The organism is Caballeronia sp. 11_S32, assembly GCF_056930355.1.
This window is the reverse complement of record NZ_JBXOWH010000003.1, coordinates 1,934,026-1,953,294: the sequence shown is the minus strand read 5'-3', so window position 1 is coordinate 1,953,294 and position 19,269 is coordinate 1,934,026. Positions and strand designations below refer to the sequence as shown.

The following is a 19,269-nucleotide window of genomic DNA, read 5'->3' as shown; positions in this document are numbered from 1 at the left end:
TTCTCGTGCTCGGGGCTGCGTCGCCGAGCGCTACGGCGCGAGAACAAGCGGAATCACCTTGCGAGGCATTGCGTCGTAAGTACGCCCATTCAAGAGTCTTCCGGTCATGTCCTTCCGGACGCCTCCCCATTGCTTGAAGAAGAAGGCAGTGCGATGAACACGGCACTGGCGGCGGATGGATTGCACCCAGGCTTCCTCCATCGGCCGGGCGCCGCGCCCAGATTCGCCGCCTACGATGACCCAATCGATTCCTGTCAAGGGTAGGTCGTCGAGCGGCCCGATCAGCGGCTCACAGGACAGAAACTTGACCTGCGCCGCGGTGGCGGCAAGATGCTCGACGCGGTGGATCACGCGGGCATCTTCGACACTCACGCCCATCCAGATGTTCGGAGCCCACGGCAGTTCCGGCGATAAGTCGAGCAGGCGTTCAGAACGCTTGGTCAACACCTGATAAGTGTGCTGAGGCGTGGCCACCATTGTCTCGAACACATGCTGAATAAAATCAATGGGAACGGCGTCCTGAAAAAGATCGCTCATCGAATTCACGAACACCGTGCGCGGCTTTTTCCATCTGCGGGGCAGGTCGATCAGATCTTCATGAAGTGTGGGCGCAAACTCATTCTCATAGCGCGCGCTGCCCATCGCTTTGAGCCGCCTTGCCATTCTTTCCGCGTAACAATGCTTGCAACCCTGGCTGATCTTTACGCATCCGGTTACCGGATTCCAGGTCATTTCGGTCCACTCGATTCCGGTCTTTGTTGCCATCGCAGCGTTCTACCGTTGTTGTTTGGCTCGGAGTGTAGGAGCTTCGTCTTGCTAGAACAAGGTCCTTTGCTGCTTGTCTTCTCGTCCTACGTCGTTCCATAGTTTCTCCGCAAGACTGTGGCGACTCAGCATGATGAGGCGGTATAGCGGCCCGCCTTTGCTGTTTTTTATCAAGGGCATAATATCCGCCGCAGTCATATTCGTCGTTCGTTCCACGAGTTCCTTCCAATAATCGAGAAACGCATTCACAAACGCGCCCTTGGGCAGACGGTTGAGATCGATCGATTGCCGCCATCCGGGTGCGATTCGGTCGAGTCGCGCCCCGGATGTTGCCGCTTCCATGTCGATGTTCCTCTGAATATCCATCACACTGAAATGAACCAGGATATCCATGAATCGCTGGCTCGAAAGTGCGTGGATAATCTCGAAATCCAGATGCTCAGCATTGAAGGGGTCCAGGAAGGCCAGATGAAGACCTCGAGGCAATTCGGGCACGATCTTGTGGATCATTTCGTTCGCAGGTCCGACGAAACGGCGAACAGAAGCGCCGAGACCGGAGAGGCGTTGCTGACAGAGATCGACGGAACGCTCCCGCAGATCGGCAATGTACATAGTCGAAAATGGTCGGCCGCCTCCGATGCAAGACGCTTTCCATGCCGCTAGTGCGCCGCCATCCCGAAACGTATTTGTTTCGCGCTCGACGACACGCCCCGGACCGCAAAAAACGTCGATGTAGCACGCTTGTTCCCATTTCGCGCGCGCAAGACGGGACGCGACGATATAGTCCGTGAGTCGTTCATGCTTTTGTTGAGACCAGCCGCCAACGACCATCGCATCCATTCCGTCTGACGGGTCGGTTCTAACCTTGTCGTCACTCATATCGTTTCATCTCCGGCCTTAGCTTTGATGGAGCGATCTTGCGGATAGAGTGGGTCCGACGACAGTCGATTTGTCCGAAAAAGGCCTGGGTTGGCCGAACGACAGAGGCACTACAAATGAGAACGCCCCTGACCGCGAAGTCAGGGGCGCTGCATGCCGCAAAGGCGAAGCTGCGGAATTCGTGGGCTTACTTGATCACCGCCTTGTTCCGCAAGCCTTCCTCGAACGCCTGCAGCTTCTCCTGCTGGATCTGCTGCGCGATCTGCGCCTTCACCTGATCGAGCGGCGGCGGGGCGACTTCACGCGAGTCGTCAAGGCGGATGACGTGCCAGCCGAACTGCGTCTTCACCGGCGCGGGCGTCACTTCACCCTTCTTCAGCTTCTCGGCGGCCGCGCCGAATTCCGGCACATAGGCCGACGGCGACGACCAGTCCAGATCGCCGCCATTCTTGCCCGATCCCGGGTCCTTCGAATATTGCTTCGCGAGATCCTCGAAGCTCGCGCCGCCCTTGATCTTCGCAATCAGGTCCTTCGCCTGCGCTTCGTCCTCGACGAGGATGTGATGCAGATGCAGTTCCTTGCCGCCGCCGTTCTGCTTGACGAGCTGGTCATAGCGCGCCTTGATTTCCGCATCGGTCGGCGTGTTCTTCTTCACGAAGTCTTCGATCAGCGCGCGCAGCACCACAGTCTGCTGCGCGACGGCGATTTGCGCCTTCACGTCGGGACGCGACGCGATGCCTTCGCGCGTGGCTTCCTGCATCAGGATCTCGCGATTGATGAGTTCCTCGCGCACCGCCTGCTGAAGCTGCGGCGAATCCTGCTGACCTTGCGCCACGAGCTGCTTCACGAGCGCATCGGCGCGCGACGTGGGAATCGGCGTGCCGTTCACGACGGCGATGTTTTGCGCAAACGCGGGCGCCGCCGCGAATGCAGCCAGCAACACCCAGACGCGGGTTTTTTTCAAAGTCATCGGAGGTTCCTAACTGAACAAACAGACGCCTTCAAGAGGCGAGATTTAAAGAGGCAAGGCGTATGGGTGAAGCGCGCGCGTGTCTATTCGAATTGTTCTGCGAACTCCTGCGGCGTATAAGCCCGGATCGCGAGCGCGTGCACGCCGCGCCGCATTTCCTCGGCCAGCGCATCATACACCAGTCGATGCCGCGCCACGCGCGCACGGCCCGCGAAGCATTGCGCGACGATCGTCACCGTGTAGTGGCTGCCCGCAGCCGCGCCGGCATGGCCCGCGTGCGCGGCGCTGTCGTCCTCGATATGCACCGACTCCGGCTGCAGCGCCGCATTCAGGCGCGCTTCGAGATGCGCGATCTTGTCCGCCGCCGACGCGCTCATGAAATCGAAGGATGCGCTCATTGTCCGTCCTCCTTCATATACTTCGCGAGCCAGAAGCTCTGCGCGACGATGAACACGACAAGACAGCCCGTCGCGCCGAAAAGCTTGAAGTTCACCCACTGATCGGTGGTGAAGTTATACGCGACGAACAGGTTCACCACGCCCAGCAGCGCGAAGAACACGGCCCACGCGACATTCAGTTGCCCCCACACGCGATGCGGCAGCACGATCTGCTTGCCCATCATCGCTTCGATCAGATTCTTTCTGAAGCCGATCTGCGCGACGATCAGCGCGAACGCGAAAAGCCAGTACAGCGCGGTCGGCTTCCATTTGATGAAGGTGTCGTTGTGCAGCACGAGCGTCGCGCCGCCGAACACGACGACCACGCCGAGACTCACCCATAACATCGGATCGACTTTGCGGTGCCGGAACGCAACCCAGGCGATCTGCACGAGCGTCGCCGCGATCGCGACGGCCGTCGCGGTGTAGATGCCCCACACCTTGAATGCGACGAAAAAGAGGATGATCGGAAACAGATCGAACAGAAATTTCATTGGCGTCCGGACGTGATGGGCATCGGATGAGATGCGGGGCGCGCGTGTGACGAACGCCCGCTCGAACAGCAGCAGGCGTCGATACGGCTTGAATGCAGGGGCGCGGCCGGGCGCCCCGTGCCTGGCTCGCGCTTACTTGGGTTCGAATTGTAGCGCAGCCGAGTTGATGCAATACCGCAGGCCCGTGGGCGCGGGGCCGTCCTCGAAGACGTGGCCGAGATGCGCGCCGCAGTTCTTGCACAGCACTTCGATGCGCAGCATGCCGTGCGAGCGGTCGGTCTTCTCCTGGATCACTTCGCCGTTGATCGGCTTGAAGTAGCTCGGCCAGCCGCAGCCGGCGTCGAATTTCGTGTCCGACTCGAAAAGCGGCGTGCCGCAACACACGCAGTCGTAGACGCCGCGCTCCTTGTGATCCCAGTATTTGCCAGTGAACGGGCGCTCGGTCGCGGCGTGGCGCGTGACCTGATACTGCATGTCGTCCAATTCGCGGCGATATTCCGCGTCGTCTTTTTTCAGCGGGTAGCTCGTCGGGGTGTCGTCTCTGCTCATCTGTCGTTCCTTTGATGTGGCCGGGAAGGCCCTGTATGTGAGGGCGAACCTACGAAGAACAACTGACTTCGAGATCGCCCGCCCAGTCAGGCGGCAGGCCCGCATAGGCCTCGTATTGCGGCTGTTCGTCGTACGGATGCCGCAGCACGTCCAGCAGGCGCTCGACTTCCGAGAAGTCCTTCTCGTTCGCCCGGCGGATCGCCTGTTCCGCCAGATGATTGCGCAGCACGTACTTCGGGTTCACGCGGTTCATCGCGGCGGCGCGCGCGGCGTCGTCGCGCGGTTCGTGGGCGAGGCGCTCTCGATACTGCGCGGCCCACGCATCGAACGCGGCGCGATCGAGGAAGAGATCGCGCACGGGCGCATCGCGGCTCGCGTCGGCTTTCGAGAGCTTCGAGAGGTTCCGGAACGTCAGCGTGAAGTCCGTGCGATTCGCATGCATGATCTCGAAGAGACCGTTGGCGAGCTTGTCGTCGCCTTCGCGCTCGACCTCGAGTCCGAGCTTCGCGCGCATCGTTGCGACGAGCGCGGGCGCGAAACGATCCTTGTATCGCTCGAGCACCTTCTGCGCCGCTTCGACCACGCGCTCGGCGCGGTTTTCTTCCGGCAAGTTCGCGCCGAAGAGCGGCACGAGCGCCTGCGCGAGACAAAAGAGGTTCCAGTATCCGACCTGCGGCTGGCGGCTATACGAATAGCGGCCCTGCGTATCCGAGTGATTGCAGATGTGATGCGCGTTGAAGCCGTCCATGAAGCCGAACGGACCGTAGTCGATCGTGAGGCCGAGGATCGACATGTTGTCGGTGTTCATCACGCCGTGGCAGAAGCCGACGCCTTGCCACTGTGCCATCAGCGATGCCGTGGAGCGCACGGCTTCGTCGAGCAGCGCGAGATACGGATCGTCCGCGTCCCGGCAATGCGGATAGAAGCGGTCGATGACGTGATCCGCGAGCTTCTTGAGATCGTCGACGCGATCGTTCGAATAGAAGTGTTCGAAGTGTCCGAAGCGCACGAAGCTCGGCGATACGCGCGTGACGATCGCCGCCGTCTCGATGGTCTCGCGGCGCACCGGCAGATCCGAGCCGATGACGGTCAGCGCGCGCGTCGTGGGGATGCCGAGATGGTGCATCGCTTCCGAGCACAGGAATTCGCGGATCGACGAGCGCAGCACCGCGCGGCCGTCGCCCATGCGCGAATAGGGCGTGCGTCCCGCGCCCTTCAACTGCACTTCGAGGCGCGCGCCGTCATGCTCGGCCTCGCCCAGGGTCAGCGCGCGGCCATCGCCGAGTTGACCCGCCCACACGCCGAACTGATGCCCCGAATACACGGCGGCATAAGGCAGCGCATCGCTGGCCCAGTCGCGCGTGGGATTGCCTGCGAAGTACGCGGCGAATGCATCCTTTTCAGGGCCGCTGGCTATGTGCGGATCGAAGCCGAGCGATTCGGCCGTTTCTCGCGAGATTCCGACGAGATAAGGATCGGGCACGGGCGCGCCAGGAAGACGCGTGAGAAAAGCGGTGCCGAGCGCGGCGAACGAGCCGGGCTCGCCGACCCGGATCGCGTCGGCGATTTCGCTCATGGAATGCGCGTCGGCGAGCGTCTCGTCGCGCGCCGCGCGCACTGCATTGCTTGGGGAAAACGACATATTGAGCGCCTCTGAGTTAAACGATATTGTAATTCCGCGCTCGCGGGCCTGCAGGAGCCCGATCGTCGACGCCAATCCAGCATTCGACTCATCCGAGGACCTCGCCTATGACGTCGCCGCTTCACGGCCAGATGATGGAAATACCGCTGCTCGCGTCGTCCCTGCTGTCCCATGCCTCACGCCACTTCGGCGACAACGAGATCGTGTCGCGGCGCATCGAAGGCGATATCCACCGTTATACCTACCGCGATTGCGAGAAGCGCGCGAAACAGCTTGCGCAGGCGCTCGTCGCGCTCGGCGTCGGGCAGGGCGAGCGCATCGGCACGCTCGCGTGGAACGGCTACAGACATCTGGAGTGCTATTACGGCGTAAGCGGCATGGGCGCCGTGTGCCACACGGTCAATCCGCGGCTCTTTCCCGATCAGATCGCGTTCATCATCGATCACGCGGACGATTCGTACGTCTGCTTCGACATGACCTTCGGCCCGCTCGTCGAACTCATCGCGCCGGAGTGTCCGAACGTGAAAGGCTGGATCGCGCTCGGCGATGCCGCGTGCATTGCCGAGCATCTGTCGAACATGAGCGTGCCGGTGATGAGCTACGAGAGCCTCATCGGCGAGCAGGACGGCAACTTCGACTGGCCGATGCTCGACGAGCGCCAGGCTTCGTTTCTCTGCTACACGTCGGGCACGACGGGCAATCCGAAGGGCGCGCTGTACTCGCATCGCTCGACCGTGCTGCATGCATACGCCGCGGCGCTGCCCGATGCGATGGGCGCATCGTCGAGCGATTCGATCCTTCCCGTGGTGCCGATGTTCCATGTCAACGCATGGGGCATTCCGCACGCGGCGCCGCTCGTCGGCGCGAAGCTCGTGTTCCCCGGCAAGGATCTCGACGGCAAGTCGCTCTATGAGTTGATGGAAGCCGAAGGCGTCACGTATTCCGCCGGCGTGCCGACCGTCTGGATGGGCCTGCTCACCCACATGAAGCAGCAGAACCTGCGCTTCTCGACGCTGAAACGCACGGTGATCGGCGGCTCCGCGTGTCCGCCCGCGATGCTGCGCACCTTCGAGGAAGACTACGGCGTGCAGGTGATCCACGCGTGGGGCATGACGGAGATGTCGCCGCTGGGCACGCTCGCGCGTCTCAGTTTCAAGCAGAAGCAGCGCCCGCTGGAAGCGCAGCGCCGCTCGCTGGAGAAGCAGGGCCACGCGCTCTTCGGCGTCGATATGAAAGTGGTCGGCGACGATGGCCGCGAACTGCCCTGGGACGGCAAATCCTTCGGCGATCTGCATGTACGCGGGCCGTGGGTCATCGACCGCTATTTCCGCCGCGACGATTCCCCGCTCGTCGACGGCTGGTTTCCGACGGGCGACGTCGCGACCATCGACCAAGACGGCTTCATGCAGATCACGGATCGCAGCAAGGACGTGATCAAGTCCGGCGGCGAATGGATCAGCTCGATCGATCTGGAGAACATCGCGGTGTCGCATCCGCAGGTGGCGGAGGCGGCGTGCATCGCGTGCGCGCATCCGAAGTGGACGGAGCGGCCCTTGATCGTCGCGGTGCTGAAGCCGGGCGCGACAGTCACGCGCGAGGAACTGCTCGCGCATTTCGAGGGCAAGGTCGCCAAATGGTGGATTCCGGACGATGTCGTGTTCGCCGAGTCATTGCCCCACACCGCGACCGGCAAGCTGCAGAAAGTGCGGCTGCGCGAGCAGTATTGCGATTACGTGCTGCCGAACACGACGGAAAACCCGGTCTAGCACTGCGTCCATGCCTGAAGGCCCCGGTCCGCCAGCGCGGAGCCGGGGCTTTTGCATTTTCGTCCCGCGCAAATGCATGACTGCTTCATTTGAACGATCGTGCTTTTTTGTGTATTCTGCGGTCATCACCCACCATAATTCCGTTATCCGCTCGACAGGAGTCACTTCATGGCAGTGGACTACACGATCCGCGACGGCGTCGCCGTCATCACGCTCGACAATCCCCCCGTCAACGGGCTTGGCCATTCGACGCGCCTTGGCATCGTCGATGGCATCGAACGCGCGAACGGCGATGCGAGCGTGCGCGCAGTCGTCATCATCGGCGCGGGCAAGGCGTTTTCAGGCGGCGCGGACATCACCGAATTCAACACGCCGAAGGCCACGCAAGAGCCGACGCTCATGACCGTGATCAAGGCGCTCGAAGCCAGCGCGAAGCCCGTTGTCGCGGCGATCCACGCGGTCGCGATGGGCGGCGGTCTCGAGCTCGCGCTCGGCGCGCATTACCGCATCGCCGCGCCCGGCGCGCAGATCGCGCTGCCGGAAGTGAAGCTCGGCCTGTTGCCCGGCGCGGGCGGCACGCAGCGCCTGCCGCGCGTGGTCGGGCTCGAGACGGCACTGAACATGATCGTGTCGGGCACGCCGGTGCCGTCCGAGAAGCTCGCGAAAACGGCGCTCTTCGACGAACTCGCCGAAGACGATCTGCTGGAAGCCGCGTTGTCGTTCGCGCGCCAGGCGGCCGACCGCGGCGGCCCGTATCCGAAGGTGCGCGACCGCCCGATCGAACATCCGAACGCCGAGGGCTTCATTCAGTTCGCGCGCAACGGCGCTGCGGCTGTCGCGAAGCATTTTCCGGCGCCGCACAAATGCATCGACGCAATCGAGAAGGGCGTGAAGGAAGGCTTCCAGCGCGGTCTCGCATTCGAGCGCGAATGCTTTCTCGCGCTCGTGCAGACGCCCGAGAGCCGCGCGCTTCGGCACGCGTTCTTCGGCGAGCGCGCGGCCGCCAAGATCGCCGATGTGCCGTCCGGCACGCCGGTCAGGAAGATCGAGCGCGTGGGCGTCGTCGGCGCGGGCACGATGGGCGGCGGCATCGCGATGAACTTCCTCAACGCGGGGCTGCCCGTCGTGCTGCTGGAGACGAAGCAGGACGCGCTCGATCGCGGCATCGCCACGATCCGCCGCAATTACGAAGCGCAGGTCAAAAAGGGCAAGCTCACGCAGGAGAAGGTGGAAGAGCGCATCGCGCTCATTGCCCCGACCCTGTCTTATGCCGATCTCGCAGAGGCGGATCTCATCATCGAAGCCGTGTTCGAAGAGCTGGGCGTGAAGGAGCAGGTGTTCCGCCAGCTCGACGAAATCGCGAAACCCGGCGCGATCCTCGCATCGAATACCTCGACGCTCGATCTGAACCGCATCGCCGCGTTCACGAAGCGTCCCGGGGATGTCATCGGCATGCACTTCTTCAGTCCCGCGAACGTGATGAAGCTGCTCGAAGTCGTGCGCGGCGAGAAGACGGAAAAGGACGTGCTCGCCACCATCATGCAGCTCGCGAAGAAGATCAAAAAGACGGCCGTGGTGTCGGGCGTATGCGATGGCTTCATCGGCAACCGCATGATCGAGCAGTACATCCGGCAGGCGCTTTTCATGCTCGAGGAAGGCGCGCTGCCCGCGCAGATCGATCGCGCGATCGAGAAGTTCGGCTTCGCGATGGGCCCGTTCCGCATGAGCGATCTCGCTGGCAACGACATCGGCTGGGCCATTCGCAAGCGCCGCTATCGCGAGCAGCCGGAGCTGCACTATTCGCGCATCGCCGATCGTCTGTGCGAACTGGGCCGCTTCGGCCAGAAGACCGGCGCGGGATGGTACGACTACGAGCAGGGCAAACGCGATGCGCAGCCATCGAAACTCGTCGACGACATGATCGTCGCGTATTCGAACGAACGCGGCATCGAGCGGCGCAAGATCGGCGATGACGAGATCGTCGAGCGTCTCGTTCTCTCACTCGTGAACGAAGGCGCGAAGATTCTCGACGAAGGCATCGCGTCGAAGGCGTCGGATATCGACATGGTCTATCTGACGGGTTACGGCTTTCCGCTGTGGCGCGGCGGCCCGATGCTCTACGCGGACACCATCGGTCTCTATAACGTCGAGCGCGCGATACGCAAGTACGTGAAGCAGGCCAATGGCGACGCGTGGCGGCCGGCTGCGCGCGTGACCGGGCTCGCGGCCGCCGATGGACGCTTCAACGCCTGAGAATCGAACGCCATGATCAAACCTGTCGAAGATGCACTCCTCGTGGTGGACGTGCAATACGACTTCATGCCCGGCGGCGCGCTTGCCGTCGCACAGGGCGATGAAGTCGTGCCCGTCATCAACCGCCTTGCGCGCGCGTTCTCGCATGTCGTGCTGACGCAGGACTGGCATCCGCGCTCGCATGTCTCTTTCGCGGCGAATCACGCCGGCCGCGAGCCGTTCGAGATGATGACGCTGCCCTATGGCGAACAGGTGTTGTGGCCGGTGCATTGCGTGCAGGACACGCAAGGCGCGGCGCTGCATCGCGATCTGCACGTGCCGCATGCACGGCTCGTCGTGCGCAAGGGGCATCACGAGCACGTCGACAGCTATTCGGCGTTTGTCGAAGCGGATCGCGTGACGCCCACGGGCCTCACAGGCTATCTGCGCGATGTCGGCGCGAAGCGCGTGTGGCTCGCGGGACTCGCGACCGACTATTGCGTCGCGTGGTCCGCGCTCGATGCGCGCGCGGCGGGCTTCGACGTGATCGTGATCGAGGACGCGTGCCGCGCGATCGATCTGAACGGCTCGCTCGACCGAGCCTGGCAAGACATGAACGCGGCGGGCGTGCGCCGCGTGAATTCCGAAGACATCGTGAGGAAGACGACATGACCGATGCAGTGATCGTATCGACGGCGCGCACCGCGCTCGCCAAATCGTGGCGCGGCGCGCTCAACATGACCCACGGCGCGACGCTCGGCGGCCATGTGACAAAGGCTGTCGTCGAGCGCGCGGGCATCGATCCGGCGCGCGTCGAGGACGTCATCATGGGCTGCGCGAATCCGGAAGGCGCGACGGGCGCGAACATCGCGCGGCAGATCGCGTTGCGCGCGGGCTTGCCCGTCTCCGTGCCCGGCATGACGGTGAACCGCTTCTGCTCGTCGGGCCTGCAGACGATCGCGCTCGCCGCGCAGCGCGTGATGACGGGCGAGGGCGAGGTCTTCGTCGCGGGCGGCGTCGAATCGATCTCGTGCGTGCAGAACGAGATGAACCGCCACATGCTGACCGAAGGCTGGCTCAACCGGCACAAGCCCGAAATCTACTGGTCGATGCTGCAGACGGCGGAGAACGTCGCGAAGCGCTACGAGATCGCGAAGGAGCGGCAGGACGCTTACGGCGTGCGTTCGCAGCAGCGCGCGGCGTCCGCGCAGGCGGCGGGCAGGTTCGACGATGAAATCGTGCCGATCACCGTGCTCGCCGGCATCGCCGACAAGGCGACGGGGCGCTTGTACACGAAGGAAGTGACGCTCGCCGCCGACGAAGGCATTCGCGCCGACACGACGCTCGAAGGCGTATCGAAGATCCGCACCGCGCTGCCGGGCGGCGTCATCACGGCGGGCAATGCGAGCCAGTTCTCCGATGGCGCTTGCGCATGTGTCGTGATGAACGCGACGCTCGCGGAGAAGGAAGGGCTTCAGCCGCTCGGCATTTTCCGCGGCTTCGCGGTCGCGGGCTGCGAGCCGGACGAGATGGGCATCGGTCCGGTGTTCGCGGTGCCGAAGCTTTTGAAGCGCGCGGGCTTGTCTGTCGATGACATCGACTTGTGGGAGCTGAACGAGGCCTTCGCCGTGCAGGTGCTCTATTGCCGCGACAGGCTCGGCATTCCGGACGAGCGCCTGAACGTGAACGGCGGCGCGATCGCGGTCGGGCATCCGTACGGCGTGTCGGGCGCGCGTCTGACGGGCCATGCGCTTATCGAAGGCAAGCGGCGCGGCGCGAAGTTCGTCGTGGTCACGATGTGCATCGGCGGCGGGCAGGGCGCGGCGGGTCTGTTCGAAATCGTGTGACGGTTGCGCGTGCTTCGAAGCAGGAGCGAGTCGTCGAAGCACGGCGATTTTTGCTACGCTTCAGGTCTTGTTCGATATCAGGAGCCGCCGTGCTACGTCACATCGTCATGTGGAAACTCAAGGAAAGCGCCGAAGGCGCGAGCCGCGCGGAGAACGCGCAAAAGCTCAAGGCGAAGCTCGAAACCTGCCGCAGCATCGTGAAGGGTCAAGGGCATTTCGAGGTCGGCACCGCGCAGCCGGGTTTCGATTGCACGTATGACGTCGTGCTCGTCTCCGACTTCGACGACCGCGCCGCGCTCGAGGCCTATCAGGTGCATCCGAAGCACCAGGCGTTGAAGGATTTCGTCGCGGCGGTCCGCGAAGACCGTCAGTGCGTCGACTACGAAGTGTGAGCGCGATGGCCACATCCGATACATCAGCAGGCACGGGCGGCGTCTCGATCGAAAGCCCGTTCATCGACGCCCTCGGCGTGCAGCTCGTCGAGGCGAAGGATGGCGAAGCCGAAGTGCGCATGCCGCTTCAGGAAGCGCACCTGAACACGTGGGGCATCGCGCACGGCGGCGTCACGATGACCTTGCTCGATGCCGCGCTCGCGCTCGCCGCGCGCAGCGTCGCGGGCGACGGCATCGGCGTCGTCACCGTCGAGATGAAGGTGAACTTCATGCAGCCGGGGCGCGGCGAGTTGCGCGGCTACGGGCGCGTGCTGCATCGCTCGACGACGATGGCCTATTGCGAAGGCGAAATCCGCGACAGCGAAGGCCACTTCGTCGCGAAGGCGCTCGGCACGTTCAAATACATGAAGCGGCTTGCGGTCGGGCGCGATATCGTCCGCCAGAAGATGCGCTCCGATCCGAAGGCGACGCCGGGACCGAGCGACGCCTGAACGTCAACCCGAAGGAGAACCCGCATGGCAGACGCACAGATCAACCGTCAGATATTGCTCGTGTCGCGCCCCGAGGGCGAGGCGTCGGTGTCGAACTTCAAGCTGGTCGAAACACCGCTCGCGCCGCTTCAGGACGGCGAAGTGCGCGTGCGCAATCACTATCTTTCGCTCGATCCCTACATGCGCGGCCGCATGAGCGATGCGAAATCGTACGCCGCGCCGCAGCCGCTCAATGAAGTGATGATCGGCGGCACGGTGGGCATCGTCAGCGAATCGCGCAATCCCGCGTTCAAGCCGGGCGATAGCGTCGTCGGCGTGCTCGGCTGGCAGGAATACGGCACGTCCGATGGGAAAGGCCTGAACAAGGTCGATGCATCGCGCGTGCCGCTGTCCGCGTATCTCGGCGCGGTCGGCATGCCGGGCGTCACCGCGTGGTACGGGTTGAATCGCATCATCGAGCCGAAGGCAGGCGAGACGGTCGTCGTGTCGGCGGCGAGCGGCGCGGTGGGCAGCGTTGTCGGGCAACTGGCGAAGGCGGCCGGCTGCCGCGCGGTGGGCATCGCGGGCGGCGCGGAGAAATGCCGCTATGTCGTCGAGACGCTCGGCTTCGATGCATGCGTCGATTACAAGGCGGGCAAGCTTTACGAAGACCTCAAAGCCGCGACGCCCGATGGCATCGATGGCTACTTCGAGAACGTCGGCGGCGAAGTGCTCAACGCCGTGCTCGCGCGCATGAACGCGTTCGGGCGCATCGCGGTGTGCGGGATGATCTCCGGCTACGACGGCAAGCCGATGCCGATGGACGCGCCCCGGCTCATCCTCACGCAGCGGCTCAAGCTGCAAGGCTTCATCGTCTACGAACATCTGGATATCTGGCCGCAGGCGCTGAAGGAACTCGGCGAACGTGTCGCGACGAAGAAGCTGCATTTTCGCGAGAGCATCGCCCAAGGGCTCGAGAATGCGCCCGAAGCGTTTCTCGGCCTTCTGCGCGGCAAGAACTTCGGCAAGCAACTGGTGAAGCTCGTCTAGCTCTCCCTTAAGCAAAGGAACGCACGTGGATCGCTTCGAAGGCAAGGTCGCCGTCATCACCGGCGCGGGCAGCGGGTTCGGGCGGGCATTCGCGACGAAAGGCGCGGCGCTCGGCATGAAGCTCGTGCTCGCGGACGTCGATGCCACCGCGCTCGCCGCGACCGTCGACGCGGTGCGCGTGGCCGGCGGCGAGGCGATCGGCGTTGCGACGGACGTATCGGATGGCGCTCAGGTCGAAGCCCTCGCGCGCGCATCGCTCGATGCGTTCGGCGGCGTGCATCTGCTCTTCAACAACGCAGGCGTCGGCGCGGGCGGCTTCGTCTGGGAGAACAGCGCGAACGACTGGCAATGGGTCTTCGGCGTGAACGTGATGGGCGTCGCGAACGGTCTGCGCGCGTTCGTGCCGGTCATGCTCGCGCAGAACGAGCCGGCGCATATCGTCAACACGGCGTCGGTGGCGGGCCTGCTCGCCGCGCCCGCGATGGGCGTCTACAACGCGTCGAAGCATGCGGTCGTCGCGCTGACCGAGACGCTTTATCACGACCTGCGGCTCGCGGGCGCGTCGTCGATCGGCGTGTCGCTGCTATGTCCCGCGTTCGTGCCGACCGGTATCGCGGATGCCGAACGCTCGCGGCCCGGCGCGCTCGCCAACGACGCGCCGTATACCGCCTCGCAAAAACTCGCGGCGCGGCAACTGACGAAGGCGGTGGAGGGCGGCAAGCTTTCGGCAAGCGACATCGCGGACATGACGTTCGATGCGGTGCGCGAAGGGCGTTTCTACGTCATCACGCATCCGTCCATCATGCCGTCGGTGCAACTGCGGCTCGACGACATCGCGCAACTGCGCAATCCCACCGATCCGATGTCGCTGAAACGTCCGCGCTGACGGCTTGCGGATCGTGGCATCATCGTGTCCCTTTGACGCTTTTTCCGCCGATGCCGCTCAATCCGAAGATCGCGCAAATCCTGGAGATGGTCGCGCGCGCCAATCGCCCGCCGTATCACACGCTGACGCCGCAACAGGCGCGCGCCGCCTACGCGATGAGCGCGCAGATTCTCGATATCGCGCCGCTGCCCATGCACAGCGTCGAAGACATGCGCATTCCGGCGCGCGATGGCGAAACCATCGGCGTGCGCGTGTACCAGCCTGCCGAACCGAGCTGGGCCGAACCTTCCGCCGCGCTGCTGTATCTGCATGGCGGCGGCTTCACGGTCGGGAGCGTGTCGACGCACGACGCGCTGTGCCGCAAGCTCGCGCACGACGCGGGCTGCGCGGTCGTATCGGTCGATTACCGGCTCGCGCCGGAGCACAAGTTTCCCGTCGCGGTGCACGACGCGTTCGACGCGCTGCAGTGGCTCGCGCGCGAGGCGCCGACGCTCGGCATCGATCCCGGCCGGCTCGCGATCGGCGGCGACAGCGCGGGCGGCACGCTCGCGATCGTGTGCGCGGTGCTCGCGCGCGATGCGGGCATCGGCCTGCGGCTGCAACTGCTGATCTATCCGGGCACGAGCGCGTGGCAGGGGAGCGCATCGCATGAGCGGCTCGCGGAGGGCTATCTGCTCTCCGGCGAAACGATTCAATGGTTCTTCGAACAGTATGTGCGCGACGATCGCGACCGCGACGACTGGCGCTTCGCACCGCTCGATGCAGCCCGCGGCGTGCCGGATTTCAGGAGCGTCGCGCCTGCGTGGATCGCGGCGGCAGATCACGATCCGCTCTATGACGAGGACATTGCGTTCGCTTCAAGACTTGAAGAAGCGGGTGTGCCGGTCACGCTCATGCGCTACGAAGGCATGATCCACGAGTTCTTCAAAATGGGCGGGTTCGTGCCGGAAGTGGCGCAGGCGCATGCGGACGCGGTGAGGGCGTTGCGGGCGGTGTTCGAATAAGGAATCCGAGTTTTCGCCTGCAGGAAATCTGCTTCGGATTGTTAAATGGCGTTTCATCCATTCGATCGGAACAGATTCGCTGTGAACACCACAATCCTGCAAGCCAGGCTTGGCGTTGTCTTGCTTGCCGCCGTCCTTCTCGTCGGCGCAGTCAACGCGCTGAATCTGAACGAAGCATACGGCAACGGCCCGCCGTACTATGCACGCACGGCGAGCATGGACAAGTGGTCCGATCCCTTGCCCATGCTCGGAGCAATCGATGTCACTACCGCGCTGCTCGTCGCCGCAACCATGTATTTGACGCGCCGAAAACGCTGATCACGCGATCTCGAATCCGAACGCCCGCTCGAACGCGCCGGGCCTGACGATGCGATGCGAACCGTCATCGTCGCTGCGTTCCTTGATATCGACCGATAAGCCACGCGCCAACGGCTTCACGCGCAAAGCCGTCGTGCTGCGTGTCCCGTAATCCGCGGTCTCGATGAACGCCGCCGACAGCACGCGCTCACGTTCTATCGAAATACCCGTCGACGGCAAATGCTCGTCGTTCGCGATGCGCGGATCGCGCAAGGTCTCGATGAGCACATCGAGCGAAGGGCGCTCATCGGCGTGGATCAGGTCGCACAACGCCTCGCGCTGCGCGACGAGCTTGGGCCATGGTGTGTTCAGCAGACTGTTGGATAAACCATGCACGCCGGCATCGAGCAGGGCGGGCGGCGCTTCGGCGCGATTGCCGTACCAGCCGAGCTCGCGCCGTGCGAAATCGCCGCAAAGCAGATTGAAGCCGTTGTAACGGTGACCTTCCTCGGCCACGCGTTCGAGATAATCGAGCGGCGCCAGACGCTCGCCGGCGAGAAACGCGCTCACGAGCGTGCCGCGCGTCGGCGCATTCGGCCGCGCTTCGCTCGGCGCGCGATAGTTCGTCAGCGCGGCGAAGCGGCCATCGCGCGATATGCCGAGCCACGTTCCGCCGCCCGTCAGATCGCGGCCCGCGAGCACGCCGGGCGCGTCGTTCCACCAGTGCATCGGCTCGGCGTCGCGGCGAAAGAACTCGTCGCGGTTCGCCGAGAGCGTCAGCAACGCGCGGCCATTCTCGCGCGAAGCCGCAGGCTGCCAGTCGAAGACGATCAGACACATGCGCGCAAAGCCTCAGGCGTCGGCCGGAAACGCATAAGGCAGCGGCACGAAGGTGAGCGCGGGACCATCGGCGGACCCGACATGCACCGTGCCGTCATCGAGCGCGGCGAGCTTGATCTCCACGAGACAATCCACGCCGCCGCCCTCCGCGGGCGCCACGTTCACGACGAGCCCGCACGGCTGGCCGGGATCGCCGGAATGAAAGAGCTCCGCGCCGGGCGTCGCGGTATCGGCATGGGCGAGGGCCGTGCGCCGCTTGATCGTGCCGCGATACTGGCTGCGCGCGACGATCTCCTGGCCCGGATAGCAGCCCTTCCTGAAATTCACCGCGCCGAGCACGTCGAAGTTCACCATCTGCGGGACGAACTGCTCGACCGTCGCGTGCGTGATGCGCGGCTCGCCCGCGTGGATATCGAGCCAGTCCCACATCGTCTCCGGCACGCGCTGCAGTTTGTCGTCGAGCTTCGCGAGCCGGGCCTCGACATCGGCCTTCGGACCGACCCACAGAAAACGCGGACGGTGCGCCGCGTCCGGCACGCGGATCAGCGAACCGTGTGGGCCTTCGACCTTCACATGCACGCCGTCGGGCAGCGCATCGAAGATGCCGGACAGCGCCGCGCGCACATCGCCCGCGAAACCGACCGCGGCGACTTCGGGCGTCGCGTCGGAGAGCTTCGCCTTCGAGCGCAGCACGAACATCGACAGGCGCTTTTGCACGGCGGCCTGCACGTCCCGCGCGATGAGCAGGCGCACCGCGTCGGCCGTGCGCCACATCAGGAACGAGCCGAGGAGGCGCCCCTTCGGCGAGCAGTAGCCCGCAAGCCGAGCGGTCGAGGCATCGAGATGCTGGACGTCGTTCGTGACCTGGTTGTGCAGGAATGGGGCGGCGTCCTCGCCCTTGACGTCGATCACGCCGAACTGCGTGAGCGGCATGTACGCGCCGGCGGTCTTGACGGATTCGAAATCGGAGGCGGTGAGGGCGGTGGTCTGGGAATTCATGGGCGGGCGGGCTGTCAATCCTGTCGTTTGGGCGCGGGTCGGCGAATGCGACTCTGGCGCAGGCGGCAAGTTATTATATTGGTCTTATCTCAAGTGTGTTTCGCATGTCCCTTCTGAAGAAATGCGTCGTGGCGGCGGTGCTCGCCGCGATGCTCGCGGCAGCCGTCGCCGGCGGCGTCTGGTGGTGGGCCAACCGGCCCATGGAGCTGCCGACGCCCGAGCTCGACGTCATCATCAAGCCCCACAGCAGCCTGCGCAGCGTGAGCGCCCAGTTGAACCGCGGCGGCGTGCCCGTCGAGCCGGAGCTGTTCGTGCTGATGACGCGCGTGCTCGGCCTGTCCGCACAGTTGAAGTCGGGCAATTACGCGTTCAAGAGCGGCGTCACGCCTTACGAGGTGCTGCAGAAGATCGCCCGCGGGGACGTGAACGAATATGTCGCGACCGTCATCGAAGGCTGGACGCTGCAGAAAATGCGCGGCGAACTCGACAGCAATCCCGCGCTGAAGCACGACACCGTGGGCATGACCGACACCGACCTCCTGCGCGCCATCGGCGCGGCGGAAGTGGACAAGGCGTCGGCCGAGGGGCTGTTCTTCCCCGATACCTATCTCTTCGACAAAGGCACGAGCGATCTCGCCGTCTACAAGCGCGCGTACCGGACGATGCAGGCGCGGCTCTCCGAAGCGTGGAACACGCGCGCGCAGAATCTGCCTTACAAGACGCCTTATGAGGCGCTCGTCATGGCGTCGATCGTCGAGAAGGAGACGGGGCGTGCGCAGGACCGGCCGCTCGTCGCGGCGGTGTTTGCGAACCGCCTGCGCATCGGCATGCCGCTGCAGACGGATCCGAGCGTGATCTACGGCCTGGGTCCCGCCTATGGCGGCAAGCTCAGGAAAAAAGACCTGCAGACGGACACTCCGTACAATACCTACACGCGCATGGGCCTGCCGCCGACTCCGATCGCGCTGCCCGGCGTGGCCGCATTGAACGCCACGCTCAATCCCGCCGCGAGCAACGCGCTGTATTTCGTGTCGCGCGGCGACGGCAGCAGCATCTTTTCCGACAATCTGGGCGACCACAACAAGGCCGTCGACAAATATATCCGGGGTCAATGAATGGCGCGCGGCAAGTTCATCACGTTCGAAGGCATCGACGGCGCGGGCAAGACCACGCATCTCGACTGGTTCCGCCAGCAACTCGCGGCGAAGGTCGCGCCGGGCGGGCACCAGGTGGTGATGACGCGCGAACCGGGCGGCACGCCGCTCGGCGAAACGCTGCGCGGCATCCTGCTGAATCAGCCGATGGATCTCGAAACCGAAGCGCTGCTGATGTTCGCCGCGCGCCGCGAGCATCTGGCGCAAGTCATCGAACCGGCGCTTTCGCGCGGCGACTGGGTGCTGTCGGACCGCTTCACGGACGCGACTTTCGCGTATCAGGGCGGCGGGCGCGGCCTGCCGCGCGACAAGCTGGAAGCGCTGGAGCGCTGGGTGCAGGGCGGTTTTCAGCCGGATCTCACCGTGCTCTTCGACGTGCCGACCGACACCGCGAGCGAGCGCCGCTCGGCCGCGCGCGCGCCGGACAAGTTCGAGAGCGAGTCGGAGGCGTTTTTCGAGCGCACGCGCCACGAGTATCTGCGCCGCGCGGAGGAATCGCCGCAGCGTTTTTATATCGTCGATTCGACCCGGCCTATCGGCGAGATTCGCAAGAAACTCGAAGAAGTCGTTTCAAGTCTCTGATTTAGTTAAGAAAC

At 64.2% G+C, this 19,269-nt stretch carries 21 protein-coding genes; 12 read left to right on the top strand and 9 right to left on the bottom strand.

Annotated features, from left to right (window positions below; all coding sequences use genetic code 11):
* Nucleotides 1-30: 30 nt before the first annotated feature.
* The 7 genes from AC1Z32_RS20760 to AC1Z32_RS20730 form a co-directional block, all read right to left on the bottom strand.
* Nucleotides 31-765 carry a DUF5131 family protein gene (locus AC1Z32_RS20760; protein ID WP_483480363.1) on the bottom strand — a complete coding sequence of 245 codons (735 nt, stop codon included), beginning with the start codon at nucleotides 763-765 and terminating at the stop codon, nucleotides 31-33.
* Nucleotides 766-816: 51 nt separating this feature from the next.
* Complete coding sequence (locus AC1Z32_RS20755) at nucleotides 817-1,644, bottom strand: three-Cys-motif partner protein TcmP (RefSeq protein ID WP_483480362.1); 828 nt, start codon at nucleotides 1,642-1,644, stop codon at nucleotides 817-819.
* Between the two features lie 187 nt (nucleotides 1,645-1,831).
* Nucleotides 1,832-2,614: a peptidylprolyl isomerase gene (locus AC1Z32_RS20750; RefSeq protein WP_483480361.1), complete on the bottom strand. Its 783-nt coding sequence runs from the start codon at nucleotides 2,612-2,614 to the stop codon at nucleotides 1,832-1,834.
* A gap of 83 nt (nucleotides 2,615-2,697) precedes the next feature.
* Nucleotides 2,698-3,012, bottom strand: coding sequence for a BolA family protein (locus tag AC1Z32_RS20745; protein WP_483480360.1), 315 nt, complete (start codon nucleotides 3,010-3,012; stop codon nucleotides 2,698-2,700).
* A complete protein-coding gene (locus tag AC1Z32_RS20740; protein ID WP_062604328.1) occupies nucleotides 3,009-3,545 on the bottom strand; it encodes a septation protein A in 537 nt (178 codons plus the stop codon). Before AC1Z32_RS20740 ends, AC1Z32_RS20745 begins: the two co-directional genes overlap by 4 nt.
* A 132-nt stretch (nucleotides 3,546-3,677) precedes the next feature.
* Nucleotides 3,678-4,094, bottom strand: coding sequence for a peptide-methionine (R)-S-oxide reductase MsrB (gene msrB, locus AC1Z32_RS20735; protein ID WP_483480359.1), 417 nt, complete (start codon nucleotides 4,092-4,094; stop codon nucleotides 3,678-3,680).
* Nucleotides 4,095-4,143: 49 nt separating this feature from the next.
* A complete protein-coding gene (locus AC1Z32_RS20730) occupies nucleotides 4,144-5,736 on the bottom strand; it encodes a protein adenylyltransferase SelO (RefSeq protein ID WP_483480358.1) in 1,593 nt (530 codons plus the stop codon).
* 107 nt (nucleotides 5,737-5,843) lie between these two features.
* Here AC1Z32_RS20730 and AC1Z32_RS20725 point away from each other — a divergent pair, with 107 nt between their 5' ends.
* From AC1Z32_RS20725 to AC1Z32_RS20680, 10 genes are all read left to right on the top strand, one after another.
* Nucleotides 5,844-7,502 (top strand): 3-(methylthio)propionyl-CoA ligase, encoded by a 1,659-nt coding sequence (locus tag AC1Z32_RS20725; protein WP_483480357.1) that lies wholly within the window; start codon nucleotides 5,844-5,846, stop codon nucleotides 7,500-7,502.
* A gap of 168 nt (nucleotides 7,503-7,670) precedes the next feature.
* Complete coding sequence (locus AC1Z32_RS20720) at nucleotides 7,671-9,755, top strand: 3-hydroxyacyl-CoA dehydrogenase NAD-binding domain-containing protein (protein ID WP_483480356.1); 2,085 nt, start codon at nucleotides 7,671-7,673, stop codon at nucleotides 9,753-9,755.
* Between the two features lie 12 nt (nucleotides 9,756-9,767).
* Nucleotides 9,768-10,406 (top strand): bifunctional nicotinamidase/pyrazinamidase, encoded by a 639-nt coding sequence (gene pncA / locus AC1Z32_RS20715; protein ID WP_483480355.1) that lies wholly within the window; start codon nucleotides 9,768-9,770, stop codon nucleotides 10,404-10,406.
* Entirely contained in the window at nucleotides 10,403-11,581 is a 1,179-nt protein-coding gene (locus tag AC1Z32_RS20710) for an acetyl-CoA C-acyltransferase (protein WP_483480354.1), read from the top strand. The genes pncA and AC1Z32_RS20710 overlap by 4 nt, the downstream gene beginning before the upstream one ends.
* A gap of 89 nt (nucleotides 11,582-11,670) precedes the next feature.
* Nucleotides 11,671-11,973 carry a Dabb family protein gene (locus AC1Z32_RS20705; protein ID WP_483480353.1) on the top strand — a complete coding sequence of 101 codons (303 nt, stop codon included), beginning with the start codon at nucleotides 11,671-11,673 and terminating at the stop codon, nucleotides 11,971-11,973.
* A gap of 5 nt (nucleotides 11,974-11,978) precedes the next feature.
* Nucleotides 11,979-12,464 carry a PaaI family thioesterase gene (locus AC1Z32_RS20700; protein ID WP_483480352.1) on the top strand — a complete coding sequence of 162 codons (486 nt, stop codon included), beginning with the start codon at nucleotides 11,979-11,981 and terminating at the stop codon, nucleotides 12,462-12,464.
* Between the two features lie 24 nt (nucleotides 12,465-12,488).
* Nucleotides 12,489-13,493, top strand: coding sequence for an NADP-dependent oxidoreductase (locus tag AC1Z32_RS20695; RefSeq protein WP_483480351.1), 1,005 nt, complete (start codon nucleotides 12,489-12,491; stop codon nucleotides 13,491-13,493).
* A gap of 25 nt (nucleotides 13,494-13,518) precedes the next feature.
* Nucleotides 13,519-14,379, top strand: a complete 861-nt coding sequence (locus AC1Z32_RS20690; RefSeq protein ID WP_483480350.1) for an SDR family oxidoreductase — start codon at nucleotides 13,519-13,521, stop codon at nucleotides 14,377-14,379.
* Between the two features lie 50 nt (nucleotides 14,380-14,429).
* Nucleotides 14,430-15,383: an alpha/beta hydrolase gene (locus tag AC1Z32_RS20685; protein WP_483481699.1), complete on the top strand. Its 954-nt coding sequence runs from the start codon at nucleotides 14,430-14,432 to the stop codon at nucleotides 15,381-15,383.
* A 45-nt stretch (nucleotides 15,384-15,428) separates the two neighbouring features.
* Nucleotides 15,429-15,701, top strand: a complete 273-nt coding sequence (locus AC1Z32_RS20680; protein ID WP_483480349.1) for a hypothetical protein — start codon at nucleotides 15,429-15,431, stop codon at nucleotides 15,699-15,701.
* On the opposite strand, the gene AC1Z32_RS20675 is transcribed toward AC1Z32_RS20680, so the two are convergent.
* Nucleotides 15,702-16,520, bottom strand: a complete 819-nt coding sequence (locus AC1Z32_RS20675) for an NRDE family protein (protein ID WP_483480348.1) — start codon at nucleotides 16,518-16,520, stop codon at nucleotides 15,702-15,704.
* 12 nt (nucleotides 16,521-16,532) lie between these two features.
* Entirely contained in the window at nucleotides 16,533-17,519 is a 987-nt protein-coding gene (ygfZ, locus tag AC1Z32_RS20670; protein WP_483480347.1) for a CAF17-like 4Fe-4S cluster assembly/insertion protein YgfZ, read from the bottom strand.
* A gap of 104 nt (nucleotides 17,520-17,623) precedes the next feature.
* Here ygfZ and mltG point away from each other — a divergent pair, with 104 nt between their 5' ends.
* Nucleotides 17,624-18,634, top strand: coding sequence for an endolytic transglycosylase MltG (mltG, locus tag AC1Z32_RS20665; protein WP_483480346.1), 1,011 nt, complete (start codon nucleotides 17,624-17,626; stop codon nucleotides 18,632-18,634).
* A complete protein-coding gene (tmk, locus tag AC1Z32_RS20660; protein ID WP_483480345.1) occupies nucleotides 18,635-19,255 on the top strand; it encodes a dTMP kinase in 621 nt (206 codons plus the stop codon). It begins immediately after the preceding gene.
* Nucleotides 19,256-19,269: the final 14 nt, after the last annotated feature.

Coding starts and splice junctions, on each gene's coding strand:
- AC1Z32_RS20760 (WP_483480363.1), bottom strand. CDS start 765: ATGGCAACAAAGACCGGAATCGAGTGGACCGAAATGACCTGGAATCCG.
- AC1Z32_RS20755 (WP_483480362.1), bottom strand. CDS start 1,644: ATGAGTGACGACAAGGTTAGAACCGACCCGTCAGACGGAATGGATGCG.
- AC1Z32_RS20750 (WP_483480361.1), bottom strand. CDS start 2,614: ATGACTTTGAAAAAAACCCGCGTCTGGGTGTTGCTGGCTGCATTCGCG.
- AC1Z32_RS20745 (WP_483480360.1), bottom strand. CDS start 3,012: ATGAGCGCATCCTTCGATTTCATGAGCGCGTCGGCGGCGGACAAGATC.
- AC1Z32_RS20740 (WP_062604328.1), bottom strand. CDS start 3,545: ATGAAATTTCTGTTCGATCTGTTTCCGATCATCCTCTTTTTCGTCGCA.
- msrB (WP_483480359.1), bottom strand. CDS start 4,094: ATGAGCAGAGACGACACCCCGACGAGCTACCCGCTGAAAAAAGACGAC.
- AC1Z32_RS20730 (WP_483480358.1), bottom strand. CDS start 5,736: ATGTCGTTTTCCCCAAGCAATGCAGTGCGCGCGGCGCGCGACGAGACG.
- AC1Z32_RS20725 (WP_483480357.1), top strand. CDS start 5,844: ATGACGTCGCCGCTTCACGGCCAGATGATGGAAATACCGCTGCTCGCG.
- AC1Z32_RS20720 (WP_483480356.1), top strand. CDS start 7,671: ATGGCAGTGGACTACACGATCCGCGACGGCGTCGCCGTCATCACGCTC.
- pncA (WP_483480355.1), top strand. CDS start 9,768: ATGATCAAACCTGTCGAAGATGCACTCCTCGTGGTGGACGTGCAATAC.
- AC1Z32_RS20710 (WP_483480354.1), top strand. CDS start 10,403: ATGACCGATGCAGTGATCGTATCGACGGCGCGCACCGCGCTCGCCAAA.
- AC1Z32_RS20700 (WP_483480352.1), top strand. CDS start 11,979: ATGGCCACATCCGATACATCAGCAGGCACGGGCGGCGTCTCGATCGAA.
- AC1Z32_RS20695 (WP_483480351.1), top strand. CDS start 12,489: ATGGCAGACGCACAGATCAACCGTCAGATATTGCTCGTGTCGCGCCCC.
- AC1Z32_RS20685 (WP_483481699.1), top strand. CDS start 14,430: ATGCCGCTCAATCCGAAGATCGCGCAAATCCTGGAGATGGTCGCGCGC.
- AC1Z32_RS20680 (WP_483480349.1), top strand. CDS start 15,429: ATGGCGTTTCATCCATTCGATCGGAACAGATTCGCTGTGAACACCACA.
- AC1Z32_RS20675 (WP_483480348.1), bottom strand. CDS start 16,520: ATGTGTCTGATCGTCTTCGACTGGCAGCCTGCGGCTTCGCGCGAGAAT.
- ygfZ (WP_483480347.1), bottom strand. CDS start 17,519: ATGAATTCCCAGACCACCGCCCTCACCGCCTCCGATTTCGAATCCGTC.
- mltG (WP_483480346.1), top strand. CDS start 17,624: ATGTCCCTTCTGAAGAAATGCGTCGTGGCGGCGGTGCTCGCCGCGATG.
- tmk (WP_483480345.1), top strand. CDS start 18,635: ATGGCGCGCGGCAAGTTCATCACGTTCGAAGGCATCGACGGCGCGGGC.